This window comes from Methylobacterium sp. B4 (assembly GCF_003201865.1).
GTDB lineage: Bacteria > Pseudomonadota > Alphaproteobacteria > Rhizobiales > Beijerinckiaceae > Methylobacterium.
Genome location: NZ_QJJJ01000007.1, coordinates 134,618 through 150,933, shown reverse-complemented (window position 1 = coordinate 150,933; position 16,316 = coordinate 134,618). Strand labels below are relative to the sequence as shown.

Below are 16,316 nucleotides of genomic sequence, written 5' to 3'. Positions count from 1 at the left end.
CGGGCGTGTCGATCGCACAGTCTATCGGGAGTGGATCGGTTCTTTACTGGTGAAATCTTGCGCTTCCGCCGCAAGGGCTTCGAAGCAATTCACGTCTGTATGAAGGTGCATCCTCCGTCAGCCCGGATCGCGCTACGCCGAGGCCGCGTAGCGTTCGAGGTTGCGGTGGAGCGTCTCCAGCATCATGCCGCGAACGGGGTCGCGCACATCTCTGGGATAAGCGGCTGCCAGCGGAAGACGCCGGATCGGAGTGCTCGAGGCGGACAGGATCGGTACGAACGTCACGCTTTGAGCGCCGATGGTCGACGTCCATCGCGGCACGATGGCGAGGCCAAGCCCCGCGGCAACGAGGTTGACGATCGTCTGCTTCTCGTCCGCGGCTTGACTGATGTGTGCGGGAATTCCGGCTTCGGCGAAGAGTTTGATCGTCAGGTCGTGACTGTGCGGACGCGAACGGCGATCGGGAACGATCAGCAGCGCGTCCGCAAGATCGGCGACTGCAACGCTCGTCGATCTTGCCAGCCGGTGATCCGTCGGCATCGCGACCACGGCCGTTTCGTGCAGCAAGGGCTCGAAATGCAGGGCCGCGTCGCGGTGATCGGGCGGCCTGACGAAGGCAAGGTCGAGGCGCCCTGATAGGAGGCGCGGCAGCAGGCGGATCGTCTTGTCCTCGACGATCTGCACGGCGATGTCGGGATGCGCCATGCGGAAGTCCTGCAGCAGCATCGGCAGCAGCCCCGCGCCGGCGCTGTCGATGGCGCCGATGCGCAGGGTGGTGGCCGTCATCCGTGACTGCACCCGGGCGCGAACCGCGAGCGCATCCGCATCGACGACGATCCGGCGCGCCTGCTCGACCAGATCGGCGCCCACCGCCGTCAGCGCCACCGAACGGGTCGTGCGCACGAAGAGATCGACGCCGAGACTCTCTTCCAGCAGCCGGACGAAGCGTCCGAGGGCGGCCGGCAGCAGGTCGAGCCGCTGCGCCGCGCGCCCGAAATGCAGCTCGTCGGCGACCGCGACGAAGCAGCGGAGTTGCTGAAGATCCACGGCCCGTTCCTCCCGCCGGACACTATATCATATATTTGTATAATCTGCGTGAGCTATCTCTGCCCATCCTGCCTGAGACGGTAACAGTGAGGATGGCCGCAAGTGTCGTCCCGTTCGGTAGGAGACGACCATGGGCGACGCCATCGAGGCGCGCACCATCCGCAGGATATCCTGGCGGATCGTGCCCTTCATCATGCTTCTCTACTTCATCGCCTTCATCGACCGCGTGAATATCGGCTTTGCGGCCCTGACGATGAACAAGGATCTCGGCTTCTCGTCATCGGTGTTCGGGTTCGGTGCCGGCGTGTTTTTCTTCGGCTACTTCCTGTTCGAGGTGCCGTCGAACATCATCCTCGAGAAGGTCGGTGCTCGGCTATGGATCGCCCGGGTGATGATCACCTGGGGAATGATTTCAGGCGCCTTCGCCTTCATCGAAAGCGAGACGAGCTTCTACGTGCTGCGGTTCCTGTTGGGCGCCGCGGAGGCCGGCTTCTTCCCCGGCATCATCCTCTATCTCAGCTACTGGTTCCCGGCCCGGCACCGCGCGGGCGTGGTCTCGCTGTTCATGGCGGCGGCGCCGATCTCGGTGGTGCTCGGATCGCCGATCTCCAGCGCGCTCCTGGAGATGAACGGGATCATGGGCCTGCACGGCTGGCAGTGGATGTTCATCATCGAGGCGATTCCCGCGGTCGTGCTCGGAATCGTCGTGCTGTTCTACATGACGGACCGGCCCGAGAAGGCGAAGTGGCTGCCCGAGGACGAGCGGACCTGGCTGGTCGCGCAGATGAACGCGGAGCGCGCCTCGAAGCAGACGGCCGCCAAGCACAGCATCCTCGCCGGGCTCGCCGACATCCGCGTGCTGGCGCTGGCGCTGGTCTATTTCGGCACCTCGGCCGGCCTCTACACGCTGGGCATCTGGGCGCCGCAGATCATCAAGAGCTTCGGCCTGTCGACCATGGCCGTCGGCCTGCTCAACGCCGTGCCGCCGACCATTGCGGTCGTCGCCATGATCCTGTGGGCGCGCCACTCCGACAAGACCGGCGAGCGCACCTGGCACGTCGTCATCGCCTGCCTCGTCGCCGCGGCCGGTCTCGCGCTCGCCGGAGGCGCTGCTTCGGTCGTCGCGGTCATCGCCGCGCTGAGCCTCGTCAACGTTGGCATCAGCGCGGCCAAGCCCCCGCTCTGGGCCATGCCGACCATGTTCCTGTCGGGCTCGGCGGCGGCGGTCGGCATCGCCACCATCAACTCGATCGGCAATCTCGGCGGCTTCGTCGGCCCCTGGGCCATCGGCTGGATCAAGGATCAGACCGGTAGCTTCGCCGGCGGCCTGATCTTCGTCTCCGGGCTGCTCGTCCTGTCGGCGGTCGTCACCCTCGTCGTCGCCCGGTCCGGGCGCCGCCCCGAGCCCACCAGCGCCGTCGCGCGCTGATCCCTCCCCCATCCTTCGAGCAGCAAAAGAGGATACGTCCATGAAGACCTACACCATCGCCGCCATCCCCGCCGACGGCATCGGCATCGAGGTGATCGCCGCCGGCATCGAGGTGCTCGACGCCCTTGCCGAGAAGACGGGCAGCTTCGGTTTCAAGTTCGACCACTTCGACTGGGGCTCGGACTATTACAAGAAGCACGGCGTGATGATGCCGGCTGACGGCCGGGAGAAGATCAAGGACCACGACGCGATCTTCTTCGGCGCCGTCGGCGCGCCGGACGTGCCGGACCACATCACGCTGTGGGGCCTGCGCCTCGCCATCTGCCAGCCTTTCGACCAGTACGCGAACGTTCGCCCGACCCGCATCCTGCCCGGCATCACCAGCCCGCTGCGCCACGTCACCGGGCCGGAGCTGAACTGGGTGATCGTGCGCGAGAACTCGGAGGGCGAGTACGCGGGCGTCGGGGGGCGGGTCCACCAGGGCCATCCCAACGAAGTCGCCACCGATGTGTCGATGATGACCCGCTCGGGCGTCGACCGCATCATCCGCTTCGCCTTCAAGCTCGCCCAATCCCGCCCGCGCAAGCTCCTGACCGTGGTGACGAAATCGAACGCGCAGCGTCACGCCATGGTGATGTGGGACGAGATCGCGGCCGAGGTCGCCCGCGACTTCCCCGACGTGACTTGGGACAAGATGCTGGTCGACGCCATGACCATGCGCATGACGATGAAGCCGGAGACGCTGGACACGATCGTCGCCACGAACCTGCATGCCGACATCCTGTCGGACCTCGCTGCCGCGCTGGCCGGCTCGCTCGGCATCGCGCCGACCGCGAACATCAACCCGGAGCGGACTTATCCCTCGATGTTCGAGCCGATCCACGGCTCGGCCTTCGACATCACCGGCAAGGGCATCGCCAACCCGATCGCCACCTTCTGGACCGCCTGCCAGATGCTGGAGCACCTCGGCGAGAAGCCGGCCGCCGACCGGCTGATGCGGGCCGTCGAGCGCGTCACGGCCGATCCGAACCTGCACACGCCCGATCTCGGCGGCAAGGCGACGACCCGTCAGGTCACGGACGCGGTCATCGCCGCCCTCCAGGGCGACAACGAGTAGGCGCGTGGTCGAGCCCGGAGACTTCCTGCGGCAGCTCTTCGCGGCGGCCGTGGCGGCGGCCGATCCGGCCGTCAGCCTCGCCCGGCATCTGCCGGCGCCACCACGCGGCCGCACCGTCGTCGTCGGAGCCGGCAAGGCGGCGGCCTCGATGGCGCGGGCCGTCGAGGTGGCTTGGCCGGGCGAACTCTCCGGGCTCGTCGTCACGCGCTACGGGCACGGTGCCCCGACGAAACGCATCGCGGTCGTCGAGGCGGCCCACCCCGTGCCGGATACGGCCGGGGCGGCCGCAGCGCATCTTGAACGAGGTCGCCGGGCTCACACCCGACGACCTCGTCATCGCACTGATCTCCGGCGGCGGCTCGGCCCTCCTGTCTCTGCCCGCTCCGGGGCTGACGCTGGCCGACAAACACGAGGTGAACCGCGCCCTGCTCAGATCCGGTGCCGGCATCGACGAGATGAACTGCGTGCGGCGTCACCTCTCGGCGATCAAGGGAGGACGGCTCGCCGCGGCCTGCCACCCGGCGAAGGTCGTCACCCTCCTGATCTCCGACATTCCCGGCGACGATCCGCTCGACATCGCCTCCGGACCGACCGTCCCCGATCCGACCACAGGCGCGGAGGCGCTGGCAATTCTCGCCCGCTACCGCATCGAGGTTCCGTCATCCGTGCGGGCGCATCTGGAAACCGGTGCCGGCGGGTCGGTGAGGCCCGGGGATGAACGCCTCGGCACACCGAACCTGCACATGGTCGCGACCCCACTGATGGCGCTCAAGGCCGCCGCCGTCCTCGCAACGCGCGCGGGCATCGAGCCCCTGATCCTCGGCGACGCCATCACGGGCGAGGCGCGCGAGGTCGGTCGGGTCATGGCCGGCATCGCCGAGAGCGTCGCCGTCCACGGCCTCCCATTGGCGCCGCCTTGCGTTCTGCTCTCCGGCGGCGAGACGACCGTCACCGTGCGCGGGCCCGGCCGCGGCGGTCGAAATGTCGAGTTCCTGCTCGCCCTCGGTGCCGAGTTGGCCGGCCACCCCCGCATCCACGCCCTTGCCGGCGACACGGACGGTGTCGACGGCCTCGAGGAGATCGCCGGAGCGATCCTCACCCCGGATACACTTGCCCGGGCGGCCGCCCTAGGTCTCAGCCTACGCGCCAGCCTCGATCGGAACGATGGGCATGGCTTCTTCGAGGCACTGGGCGATGGGGTCATCACGGGCCCGACGCTGACCAACGTGAACGACTTCCGCGCGATCCTGATCGTTTGATCCATTCCTGCAGAGGCGGCCGTTCGCGGCCGAGCGAACCATGCGCCGTCACCGCTACGCCAAGATCGTCGCCACCGTCGGCCCCGCCACCAACACGCCGGAGATGTTGAAAGCCCTGTTCCTGGCCGGCGTCGACACCTTCCGCCTCAACTTCAGCCACGGCGTCCAGGCCGACCACGCGAGGGTCCACGCCGCCATCCGCGCTCTGGAGCGGGAGGTCGGGCGTCCCATCGGCATCCTGCAGGACCTGCAAGGCCCCAAGATCCGCGTCGGCACGGTGCGCGACGGCCGGCTCGACCTCGCGGCGGGCGAGCGCGTGCGCTTCGTGCTGGACGGCGCCGAGGGCGACAAGCAGAACATCCCGCTGCACCACCCCGAAATCTTCGCCGCCGTCGTGCCGGGCCAGGATCTGCTCATCGACGACGGCCGGGTGCGCCTCCGCGTCGTCGGCATCGAGTCTGCCGCGATCGAGGCCGAGGTCGTCACCGCGGGCGTGATCTCGAACCGCAAGGGCGTGAACCTGCCCGGCACCCTGCTCGATCTCTCGCCGCTCACCGAGAAGGATCGTGCCGACCTCGCCTTCGGGCTCGAGCTCGGCGTCGACTGGGTGGCGCTCTCCTTCGTGCAGACGCCCTCCGACGTGCTGGAGGCGCGCGGCCTGATCGGGGACCGGGCCGGCATCATGTCGAAGATCGAGAAGCCGCAGGCCCTCGAGCGGATCGACGACATCATCCGCCTGTCCGACGCCGTGATGGTGGCCCGCGGCGATCTCGGCGTCGAGATCCCGCACGAGGACGTGCCGGGCCGCCAGAAGGAACTGATCCGCGCCTGCCGCCTCGCGGTGAAGCCCGTGGTGGTGGCCACGCAAATGCTCGACTCGATGGTCTCGGCGCCGGCACCGACCCGGGCCGAGGCCTCGGACGTCGCGACAGCGATCTACGACGGGGCGGATGCCGTGATGCTCTCGGCGGAATCGGCGACCGGCCACTACCCGGTCGAGGCGGTGGCGATGATGGACCGCATCCTCCGCTCGGTGGAGGGGCACAAGCTCTACCGCTCGATCGTCGCGGCCTCGGAGCCCGGCGAGGAAGAGACCCCACCCCACGCTGTCGCCACTGCGACGGCGACCCTTGCCGAAGCGGTCCAGGCGAAGGCCATCGTCGCCTACACCACGAGCGGAACGACCGCCGCGCGGGTGGCGCGCAAGCGCCCGGCGGTGCCGATCCTGGCGCTCACCCCCAGTCGCGAGACCTCGCGTCGCCTGAGCCTGTTATGGGGTACCCACAGCGTCCACACGGACGATGTCGATTCCTACGAGGAGATGGTGAGCGAAGCGGCCCGGCACGCGCGCGAGGAGGACTTTGCCAAGGCCAACGACATGATCGTGGCCGCCGCCGGCATCCCGTTTCATACGGTGGGCAACACGAACAATATCCGTCTCATACAAATTTGAAATCTTCGCGAAAGAGGGCGATATATAATAAACATAATACTTGTTCTGCTGCATGTGGTGATTATAGGCATTTGCTTGTGGCGTGATCTAGCCGTTCGGCATTCGCCTGCTGAACGGCTGCGCGTACAGCCACGTCTGGAGCTTCGACTCCGCTCGGCGCAGACCCAGGACGGTCGAAGTCTGCGCATCCTGACGCCGATCCACGAACATGGTCGAACCTGCTTGGCATTGATGGTGGCACGGCGGATCGACAGCCGCGGCGTGATCGACGCGCTGGCTGACGCGATGTGCCTGCACGGCATCCCCGAGCACAGCTTGTACGACCATGGTCCCGAGGGCGAAGCCCACGCAGGTCGCAAAGACTGGACAGCAGATCAACTGCATTGCCTTTGGATTCTGCCGAAGAACAGGTAGGGTTGCATTTCAGTGGCAATTTGCAGGGTGAGTGCTTGATCTGAAAAATTTCTTGCTCACCGAAGGAGGTGAAAGTCTTTCACCGGTTTCTGATAGAACACCTGCAGTCGCACCCGGCCGCACTCATCGATGGACGCCCGCCCGCCCGCGCCCGTCACCATCCCGGATCTAGCCTACCGACTACCCATGGCCGCGATCATGGTCCGCGATCATGCCGTCGCCCCTCGATCGGATGCATCCAAGATATCGGTCGGATCGGAGGCGGCGGCCTATCGTTTGTCGTCCGACATCATCGTCTCTCCCGTCTTGTCCGATGTCAGAAACAGGTCTAACCGTTGCCGACCCGAGATAACGAACGGGCCCTTAGTTTAGAACTATGATAGATAAAACAAAAAGATCTATCTAACCATGTCCGAAACATCCGAAAAACGCTACAAGGTACACCAGGAAGACGACTCCAATCCGACACGCCCTCTAGGAGACGCCGGCGCGATGATCACCTCGGATGTCCTGATGCAAGGGCAACGTGAAATCGTAATCGTTCATGACGGCTCGAATTATCGCCTTCGTATCACAAGCAACAACAAGCTGATCCTCACGAAATGACCACCAACTTCCCATCGCCGCGTCTTTCGCGACGCGCGATTCTCGGTGCTCTGCTCGGAGCCGGTGTGGTGAGCCGTCCTGCCAGGGCCGTGTCACCGGCAGCGCGGATCGCCTCCCTCGGCGGAGCCGTCACCGAAATCCTGTGGCGCCTCGGTGCGGGGTCTCGGATCGCGATCATCGACACGACCAGCGTCTATCCGTCCGAAGCGCTGCGCGAGAAGCCGAATGCGGGCTATCTGCGCGCCCTCTCGGCGGAAGGGCTCCTCTCGGTCGGTCCCGACCTCGTCATTGCAGCCGAGGGGGCCGGGCCGCCCGCCGTGCTGGACCAGATCCGGGAGGCCGGCATCCCGGTGACCGTGATCGCCGATCGGCCCACGGCAGAGGGCGTGCTGGAAAAGATTCGGACGATCGGCCATCAGGTCGGCCTCGATGAGAGGGCCGGCGCGTTGAGCCGGACGGTCGAGGCCGGCTTTGCCGCGCTGGCCGAGCGGCGCGCCCGGATCGCCCGGCCGGCACGGGCCCTCGTGGTGCTGTCGCTCGCCAATGGGCGCGTCATGGCCGGAGGCCGCGACAGCACGGCGGACGGCATCCTCGCCCTCGCCGGGCTCCAGAATGCCGCTGCCGGCCTCACCGGGTTCAAACCGATCACCGACGAGGCGATCATCGCCGCCGCGCCCGACGCGGTGATCGTGATGTCGAACGGCGGGCATGCCCTCGCCGCGGACACTGTCTTCGCCGAGGGGACGGCGCTCGCGCAAACGCCGGCCGCCGCCAAGCGTGCGCTCATCGCCATGGACGGCCTCGCTCTGCTGGGCTTCGGGCCGCGGACGCCGGAATCGGCCGAGGCGCTGATGCGGACGGTCTATCCGGAACGCGCGGGTGATTGAGCACCGCCGTGGAGCCTTCGCGATCCTCGTCGGGCTCGCCCTGTGCCTCTCCGCGATCCTGCTGCTCTCCCTCGGCCTCGGCGCCATCCGCATCCCGCCGACGCGCATTCTCGACATCCTGTGGCACGGCGCGGCGCCCGCAGGGGGCGATCCCTCGCTCGCCCGCGACGCCCTCGTGATCCTGAACATCCGCCTGCCGCGCACGCTGCTCGGCGTGATGGTCGGGGCCGGACTCGCCGTCTCGGGCGCCCTGCTGCAGGGGCTGTTCCGCAACCCGCTTGCGGATCCGGCCCTCGTCGGCGTTTCGGCGGGGGCGGGACTGGCTGCGGCGACCGTGATCGTGCTCGGCGACCGGTTCCTGGCCGCCTTCGCTTGGCCCGGGCCGATGCCCTATCTGGCCCTGCCCGCAGCAGCCTTCATCGGCGGGCTGACCACGACTTACGGCCTCTATCGTATCGCCACCCGTTCTGGCCGCACCTCGGTTGCCACGATGCTGCTGGCCGGCATCGCGCTCGCGGCTCTGGCCGGGGCGCTTACGGGGCTCCTCGTCTACGCCAGCGACGATCGGCAATTGCGCGATCTCACCTTCTGGTCGCTCGGCAGCCTGTCCGGCGCCACTTGGACCAAGGTGGCAGCGAGTGCCCCCGCGATCCTGCCGATCCTCGTCCTGGTGCCGTTCCTCGGACGCGGGCTCAACGCTCTGGTGCTCGGCGAGGCGGAAGCGTTTCACCTCGGCGTCGCCGTGGAGCGGCTGAAACGCATCGTGATTCTGCTCGTCGCCGTTGCCGTCGGTGCAGGCGTGGCGGCGGCAGGCGTCATCGGCTTCGTCGGCCTCGTGGTGCCGCATGTGCTGCGCCTTCTGATCGGGCCGGAGCATCGCCGCCTGCTGCCGGCCTGCGCCCTGCTCGGCGGTGCGCTGCTGGTCCTGGCCGACATCGTCGCCCGCCTCGTGGTCGCGCCGGCCGAACTGCCGATCGGCATCGTCACCGCGATCGTCGGCGCCCCCGTCTTCCTGTGGCTGCTGCTCGGCCGGAGCGCGCTGGCCGATGGCTGAGGGACTCTGCGCCGACGCGCTCACCTACGCGGTGGGAGAACGCGACCTGGTTCAGGACGTCGCGCTGACGGTCGCGCCGGGGCGGATCCACGTCATCGTCGGGCCGAACGGGGCCGGAAAATCCACCCTGCTGCGGCTGCTGAGCGGCGAGCTGACACCGAGCCGCGGCGCGGTATGCTACGACGGCGAACCGGTTGGCGCCCTTCCACCCTGGCGGCTCGCGGCGATGCGGGCGGTGATGCCGCAAGCCCTCCGGCTCGCCTTCCCGTTTTCGGCCGGGCAGGTGGCGCGGATCGGTCTCGACGGCATCGGCCGCGGTCTCGACCGCCGCGCGCAAGACGCCATCCTCGCCGACAGCCTGCGGCGGGCCGATGCGAGCCACCTCGCGCATCAAGCCTATCCGACACTGTCGGGCGGCGAGCAGGCGCGGGTCCAGTTCGCCCGTGCCCTGTGCCAACTGGCGGCTGGCCGTACCCTGGCGCGGCAGCAGGTGCTGTTTCTCGACGAGCCGACCGCGAGCCTCGACCTGCGCCATCAGACGGCGCTCCTCGACGTCGCCGCGGAGCTGGCCGCGACGGGCACGGCCGTCGTCGCGATCCTGCACGACCTCAACCTCGCAGCGGCCTATGCCGACGAAATGGTCGTGATGCAGGCAGGCCGGATCGTCGCGCGGGGCGCGCCCGCCGCGGTGATGCGCGATGATCTCGTCGCCAGCGTGTTCGGCGTACCGTGGCGGGTCGGGCAACTGCCGGAGGAAGGGCGCCCGTTCATTCTGCCGCGCAGAAGTGTCACCGGCTGGTCACAGCGTTGAGGAACGATTTTCGAGGCTAGAATTCTTGTAAATTCAGCTGGAGATAGTTGCGAACTGGACCAGATCGCAGATGTTCACGTTGCGTTGACTTAATCCCATCTCCACCTCAGACCGAGCCCTGCGCAAGCCAGCCATCCGCCAGCCAGCCGCCCTTTCCCCGTCTGGCCCGGATAATCCCCAATGTCGTCGCCGTCGCTTCGTGTCGCCCTCGCTCTCGGAACCTCGCTCTTCGCCCTCGCGAGCGCGCAGGCTCAGCCGGTCGGCGCGCAGCCCGATGCGCCGAGCGCGGCGAGTGCCAGCGCTCCCAGCGAGGAGGTGAGCCTCGACACCCTCTCCGTGACCGCGACCAAGACGGAGGGCGCTGCCATCGACGCGCTCGCCGGCACCAGCGTGGTCACGGCTGAGCAGATCAACCGCCTCCAGCCGAGCCGCCTCTCCGATGTCCTGCGCGACGTGCCCGGCGTGACCACGCAGGAGAACCAGAACGATCCGGCCCAGGCCATCAACATCCGCGGCCTTCAGGATTTCGGCCGCGTCAACGTGCTGATCGACGGCGCCCGCCAGGATTTCCAGACCTCGGGCCACAGCGCCAACGGCGTGTTCTACCTCGATCCCGAACTCGTCGGCGGCATCGACATCACCCGCGGGCCCACCGCGACGATCTACGGCTCCGGCGCCATCGGCGGCGTCGTCGCCTTCCGCACCCGCTCCATCGACGACATCCTCGCCCCCGACGAGCGGGCGGGTGTGGTGCAGAAGCAGGGCTTCGGCACCAACGGCCAGCGCTTCCTCAACTCCACCGCCATGGGCGCGCGCATAGGCACCGCCGCCGACGTGTTCGGGCAATTCGTGTTCCGCAACAACGGCGCTTACCGCGACGGGCTCGGCACCCTGATCCGCGATACCGGCAACGAGCTGACCTCGGGACTCGCCAAGTTCAATCTCCGCCCCGCCGACGGCCACGTAATCTCCGGGACGGCCCTGCTGCAGCGCTTCGATTTCACCAATGCCGGCACGAGCAACACGGGCGCCCGCTTCGCCAACGCCGTTCAGGCCGACACCTACACCCTAGGCTACCGCTTCGCCCGACCCGACGTACCGCTCGTCGATTTCAGTATCCGCGGCTACTATACCACCACCCACAACGACCTGACCTTCCTGCAGGACTCGCCGAGCGGCGCCTACGGCACGCTCGGCGCCCGGGCCGGCAACCGGATCACCTACGATCTCGAGACCACCGGCTTCGACGTTCACAACACCGCCCGCTTCGACACTTGGGCGCTGTCCCACGCGCTGACCGTCGGCGGTGACCTCGTCAGCAATCGCGTGCAGACCACCGACAATGCCGGTGGCTTCGGTGCCGCCTTCACGCCCTCGGGCGAGCGCAGCCTCGGCGGCGCCTTCGTGCAGGACGAGATTCGCTACAGTTCCTGGCTGCGGGTGATCGGCGCCCTGCGCTACGACCATTACGACCTCTCGGGAGGCGGCTTCCGCTCCAGCGGCGACCGGCTCTCACCGAAGATCACGGTCGGCGTCTCGCCGCTCCCCGGCTTCGAGCTCTACGGCACCTATGCCGAGGGCTACCGCGCGCCCTCGATCACCGAGACGCTGGTGCAGGGCATCCACCCCTTCCCGGCCTTCGGCATCCGGCCGAACCCGAATCTCCGCCCGGAGACCGCCCACAACATCGAGGGCGGCGTCAATCTGAAGTACAACGACGTGCTCCTGCCCGGCGACGTGTTCCGGGCCAAGCTCAACGTCTTCCACAACACGGTGGACGACTTCATCGGCATTCAATCGGTCGGACCAACCTACTTCGTGCCCGCGCTCGCCGGCATTCCGGCCTCGATCTGCGCCCGCATTCCCGGCCGCTTTCCCTGCGTGATCCCGGTGCGCGATTTCCAGTATCTCAACATCGCCCAGGCGGAACTGCAGGGTGTGGAACTTGAGGGCGCCTACGATTGGGGCGGCGGCTTCGTCACGCTCGCCGCCACGCATACGGACGGCCGCGACCGGGCGACGGGCGAAACGCTGATCACCGTTCCGCCGAACCGCCTCAGCACCACGCTGGGCCTGCGCTTCCTCGACGGCAACCTCACGGTGGCGAGCCGCCTCACCTTCGTGGAGGCGCGCACCGACCTGCCGGCCGGCACCACCATCCTCGCCACCAAGGCCTACGGGCTCGTCGACTTCTTCGCGTCCTACATCGTCAACGACCGCGTGCGGGCAGACTTCGTCCTGCAGAACGCCTTCGACAAGCGCTACACGCAATACCTCAACGCCCTGCCGAACCCAGGTCTCACCGCCAAGGCCGCGATCAGCATCAAGTTCGCGACGCACTGAGACGCGGCCGAAATCCACCGCGCTCTTCTCCACGGCATCCGGGAGGGTGTCCCGGTCATTCGGCGGGGATGGCTGGCGTCCTCGAAGCGGATGAATCGGCAGCCCGCCTTGCGATCCGCTCGATGCGGGGAGAGAACGCCGGAGCGCAGCCGGGATTGCGGCCATCAACCCGCCGGATCCTTTCGGGCGTCCCGATGCGAAACCGAGCGGGTTCCGTCGCGGGGGCGCGCACGTCTCACGGATCGCGGGTGAGGCGGATCGCCTGGATCGCGTCGCTTGCCGGGTTTCGGCTGAAATCCATCGGAGGCCAGCCCTCGATCTCGATCCGAAGACGGCGCAGGGCGGCGAGAAAGCGCGACTTCGTCAGATCCCGCCCGGTTTCGACCAGGGTCCTGGCGAGGATCGATACGATCAATTCGGCAAGCTTCGCCGGATCGGCCCGGTCGGCGGCCGCATGCAGGGCGACGACCTCGGCGCCACGCTTCAGCAATTCGGCCACGGCGTTCGGCGCTCGGCGGGCGAGCGCGGCGGTCAGCACCACACGGCGGCTCGCCAGCGGCAGCCCGGAGGCGGCGAGAGCCGTGAGTGAGGGCTCCCTTCCCGTCACGACGAAGATGCGATCGGACTCGGACAGCGTGGGCGGGGGATGCTCGCGAATCTCGACGCCTCCCGCACGAACGAGGTTTGAGAGCCGATCCTGCATCTCCGGCGCACCGGGAGCGATCCGCACGGCGTCGAGTCCGGCGGGGACCTCCGACTGCGCCGTGATCAGAGGCATGCCCCTCTGCGCGAGGGCCCGGAGGTCGATGCTTGCCTCGCCGCGCCCCGCCGCAACGACCAGGAAGAAATCGGGCGCACGGTCGGCGGTGGGCCAGCGCGTCGCATCGGGGGGGAGCGTCACGAAGTGCAGCCCGCGGCCATGGACGGCACGCGGTCCAGCCGTGTCCCACCGGCGTTCGAGGGCCAGCCTCAGGGCATCGGCCTCGCCGCTACCCGCGGCCGACACCGCGATCACGACGCGCTCGCCCGTCACCCCTGCGCGATCCTCCTGCGCGACGTTGCCGAGAAAGCGCAGGATCGCCTCCGCCTCGCGCGCGGACAGGGAGAAGCGCGGCATCGTCGCCGCCAGACGCCGCCCGTCCGGTGTCACGCCCTCGCTCAAGGTCCGCAGGAGCGAAGCTGCGTCGTAGGCCCCGGCGGCCAGCAGGGCCGCACGGTCGATCGCCGGGACGGGGATGCGGCCCTCGCTGCCGCCCTCGGCGAAGCGGCCGTGGCAGCCCGCACAGGTCAGTCCCCGACTCTCCATCCGGCCGATCCGGGCCCTGGGCGGGTCGGGTCCGAGACCGTGATAGAGCGCGCGGCCGTCCTGCGCGGCGACGGGGATGGCCCAAGCGAGGAGCAGGATCGGGAGAGCCCACACAAAGCCTCGTTGCGAGACGCGGTCGCCCCCTCCCGGGACGAGGCGGCGCGTCACCGGGAATCGGCCGCATCGTCCGGGATGCGATCGTCCGGACGATGCGGCCGGCATCAGCGCAGATCGCCCGCGAGCGTTGCCAGTTCCTCGGCCCCGGCAAGCCCCGACAGCGTTCGGATGCCGGCGCCGCCGCGGCCGATGAGCAGGAAGGCCAGGTCGTGGTCCTGGCGGGTGCCGCCCTCGACCCCGAGACCGTCCAGGACGGCCCAGACATCGTCCGGTTGGCCGGTGAGGAAGGTGCGGTCCGGATGCAGGAATGCCGCCCGCTCCCGGCGAAGCTGCTCCGGTGTGTCGGTGAGCGGGTCGAGCGTGAGGGTGATCAGGCGCACGCCGCCGGGATTGCGTCGCTTCAGCCGCTCGGCGACGTCGTCCATCACGATGTCGGCCGCCGGGCAGAACGCGGTGCAGCCGGTGAAGGTGAAGGACACGAGCACCGGGCCTCGCGCGAGGATCTCGCTGACGAAAAGCCGCGGGACGCCGTTCGTGTCGACGAGCGACCGGTCGAAGAGACGGACAGCGCGCTGCGTCGTCGCCGTTCGCGTCTCCTGCGCGTCCACCGTGCCGACGCCGCTCAGAAGCAGCGCCGCGACGATCCCCCTGCAGATCGGGTTCACGGCAACACCGTCACCACCGAGGGGGCGATGGGCTCCTCGCTCCGCAGAGAGATCGCGTAGTGTCCGGCCTGCCGAAAGATCAGCTCGGCGCTGAGTTCCGAACGCGCCGACAGGGATCCGACGACGAGCCGGGATGGCCCGTAATCCAGATCCTGAACCAGCAGCTCGACGGGGCCCGTCGCGAGCCGGTCGGGCCGGTTGTCGATCGCGAAAGTCAGCCGGCCGGGTTCCCCGGCGCGGACGGCGCCGCTCACGAGGCGGAGGGCCGCCGGCCTGTCGCTGGCCGGATCGGCTCCCTCCACCGTGAAGGCGGCGCAGGCGGTCACACCGCCCGGTCCGGTCGTCGTGACGACTTCCCAGATGCCCCCGGAGGGAAGCCGGACGGGGGCCGCGAAACGTCCGGTGGCGAGAGGCTCGAAGCGTTGCTCGAACAGGGCGATTTGGCGGGGTCGGTCGCCGCGGATCGTCAGGACGGCCGTCGGCTGGTCGGTGAGGCCGCCCCCGGCCGGGATCGTCACGGCCAGATCGGAGCCGGGCCGTACGCTCAGCGCGCTGGCGCCGCGGTCGGACCCGACGAGACGACCGCCACCGGTCTCGCCCTTTTCTCCGGCCGGTATCCGTACCATCCGCGAGACCGGTTCCCGTCCCGTGTGGGTCGGCGTGAGGTCGATCACGGTCGCCTGCGGTACGGCGCCGTGCGTCAGAACGAGAGCGGAGCCGGCGGAGACGACTTCATCGACCGGGTCGGCCAGCGCCAGGGCCGGAAAGGCGTGAAGCCGTGCCAGATCGAGGACGACGGCCGCGCGGGCCGCACGGGACCACGCCAGCGCGAAGCGGCCATCGTCCTTGACGAACATTCCTTCCGGCTCGAACGAGAGGGGAAGCGTCCGCGTCCGGCCCGGATCGTCGAGCCAGCGCACCCTTGCCGCGGCCCCCGGGCCGGCCTCCGCGAGCACCCCGCCGCCCGCCGCGACCGTGCCGGCCAGCGCTCCCGGCGGCAAACGTGCAGGCTCGCGGCCGGTCTTGAGCAGCAGCGCGGAGCCGTCCGAGGCCGTCGCGACCGCCCGGCCGCGGCCCGCCGCCCGGAGCGCCGCGGGGCCCGGTCCGATCTCGTGGACCCGACGGCGAACGCCCGAGGCCGCGAGCTGGACCAGCCGCGGCGCATCGGGGCGGTCGAGAACGAGGATGTCGTCTCCGAGCGGGACCAGCGCCGTCGGGCGATCGAGCTCCCCGGTGAACGGCCGCGCGCCTCCCCAGGGAAGGCGGACGGCGAGGACGTCGCCTGTTCGGGGGCGGCTGACGAGCGCCGAGGCCGCGGCCTCGTGGAGCAGGAGCGACGAGACGGGCTCCCCGAGCGGGGTCACGCTGAGAAGGTTGGCGGATTTCAGGTTGTGACGTGGGTCGATGACGCTCAGGCGCTCGCCGCCATCCCGGTCGCGTCCCAACGCCAGCACGAAGCTGCGTTCGAGCGGGATGTCGTCCTGCGAGATCGCCCCGGTCGCCCGCGCGGCCCAGGCCGCGTTGGCGCAACTCGGCTGGGCCTCCGAGCGCAGGCGACGCAGCCAAGCGCGCGGCGGGTCCACCGCCACGGCGCGGCCCGTCGAGGGGTCGGAATAGGCAAGCGTGAGCTTCAGATCCTCGCCTGCCCTGAGGCCGCTCCCAGCCTCCTCCCGCGCCGCGAGGGTGATCGTCACCTGCTGGCCCGGTCCGACGGCGAGTCTGGGAGGCTGCACCTGCGCAACCGAACCCGGCGTGAGCGCGAGGGCGAGGAAGACGGCCGGCAGGCTGCGGCGGGCGAACACGCGTCG

Annotated in this window: 13 protein-coding genes and 1 pseudogene; 10 read left to right on the top strand and 4 right to left on the bottom strand. The window is 68.9% G+C overall.

All coding sequences use genetic code 11. The features are described 5' to 3' along the window. Positions 1–132: 132 nt before the first annotated feature. A complete protein-coding gene (locus BY998_RS11790; protein WP_110351809.1) occupies positions 133–1,047 on the bottom strand; it encodes a LysR substrate-binding domain-containing protein in 915 nt (304 codons plus the stop codon). A gap of 130 nt (positions 1,048–1,177) precedes the next feature. Between BY998_RS11790 and BY998_RS11785 the strand changes: the two genes are divergently transcribed. The 10 genes and pseudogenes from BY998_RS11785 (at position 1,178) to BY998_RS11740 (ending at position 12,420) form a co-directional block, all read left to right on the top strand. After that, a complete protein-coding gene (locus BY998_RS11785) occupies positions 1,178–2,476 on the top strand; it encodes an MFS transporter (RefSeq protein ID WP_110351808.1) in 1,299 nt (432 codons plus the stop codon). A 40-nt stretch (positions 2,477–2,516) separates the two neighbouring features. Next, the gene (locus BY998_RS11780) at positions 2,517–3,593 is read left to right on the top strand and encodes a tartrate dehydrogenase (RefSeq protein ID WP_110351807.1); all 1,077 of its coding nucleotides are present in this window, start codon (positions 2,517–2,519) and stop codon (positions 3,591–3,593) included. Positions 3,594–3,597: 4 nt separating this feature from the next. Then, positions 3,598–4,852, top strand: a pseudogene (locus tag BY998_RS11775) (glycerate kinase). A gap of 40 nt (positions 4,853–4,892) precedes the next feature. Further along, a complete protein-coding gene (gene pyk, locus BY998_RS11770; protein WP_110351806.1) occupies positions 4,893–6,305 on the top strand; it encodes a pyruvate kinase in 1,413 nt (470 codons plus the stop codon). 222 nt (positions 6,306–6,527) lie between these two features. Further along, positions 6,528–6,719 (top strand): hypothetical protein, encoded by a 192-nt coding sequence (locus BY998_RS23950; RefSeq protein WP_146221767.1) that lies wholly within the window; start codon positions 6,528–6,530, stop codon positions 6,717–6,719. 408 nt (positions 6,720–7,127) lie between these two features. Next, positions 7,128–7,325 (top strand): hemin uptake protein HemP, encoded by a 198-nt coding sequence (locus BY998_RS11760; RefSeq protein ID WP_110351804.1) that lies wholly within the window; start codon positions 7,128–7,130, stop codon positions 7,323–7,325. Positions 7,326–7,393: 68 nt separating this feature from the next. Continuing rightward, the gene (locus BY998_RS11755; RefSeq protein WP_245421564.1) at positions 7,394–8,212 is read left to right on the top strand and encodes an ABC transporter substrate-binding protein; all 819 of its coding nucleotides are present in this window, start codon (positions 7,394–7,396) and stop codon (positions 8,210–8,212) included. Continuing rightward, positions 8,208–9,266: an iron ABC transporter permease gene (locus tag BY998_RS11750; protein WP_245421569.1), complete on the top strand. Its 1,059-nt coding sequence runs from the start codon at positions 8,208–8,210 to the stop codon at positions 9,264–9,266. The genes BY998_RS11755 and BY998_RS11750 overlap by 5 nt, the downstream gene beginning before the upstream one ends. Next, entirely contained in the window at positions 9,259–10,077 is an 819-nt protein-coding gene (locus BY998_RS11745; RefSeq protein WP_110351801.1) for a heme ABC transporter ATP-binding protein, read from the top strand. The genes BY998_RS11750 and BY998_RS11745 overlap by 8 nt, the downstream gene beginning before the upstream one ends. 180 nt (positions 10,078–10,257) lie before the next feature. Beyond that, on the top strand, positions 10,258–12,420 hold the full coding sequence (locus BY998_RS11740; RefSeq protein WP_110351800.1) for a TonB-dependent hemoglobin/transferrin/lactoferrin family receptor: 2,163 nt from the start codon (positions 10,258–10,260) through the stop codon (positions 12,418–12,420). A gap of 235 nt (positions 12,421–12,655) precedes the next feature. Here BY998_RS11740 and BY998_RS11735 read toward each other — a convergent pair whose 3' ends face one another. The 3 genes from BY998_RS11735 to BY998_RS24330 all read right to left on the bottom strand — a co-directional run bounded on the left by BY998_RS11735 (position 12,656) and on the right by BY998_RS24330 (position 16,310). Then, positions 12,656–13,840 (bottom strand): hypothetical protein, encoded by a 1,185-nt coding sequence (locus BY998_RS11735; RefSeq protein WP_110351799.1) that lies wholly within the window; start codon positions 13,838–13,840, stop codon positions 12,656–12,658. Positions 13,841–13,947: 107 nt separating this feature from the next. Further along, positions 13,948–14,451, bottom strand: a complete 504-nt coding sequence (locus tag BY998_RS24335; protein ID WP_181425492.1) for an SCO family protein — start codon at positions 14,449–14,451, stop codon at positions 13,948–13,950. 53 nt (positions 14,452–14,504) lie between these two features. Beyond that, positions 14,505–16,310 carry a hypothetical protein gene (locus tag BY998_RS24330; RefSeq protein WP_181425491.1) on the bottom strand — a complete coding sequence of 602 codons (1,806 nt, stop codon included), beginning with the start codon at positions 16,308–16,310 and terminating at the stop codon, positions 14,505–14,507. Positions 16,311–16,316: the final 6 nt, after the last annotated feature.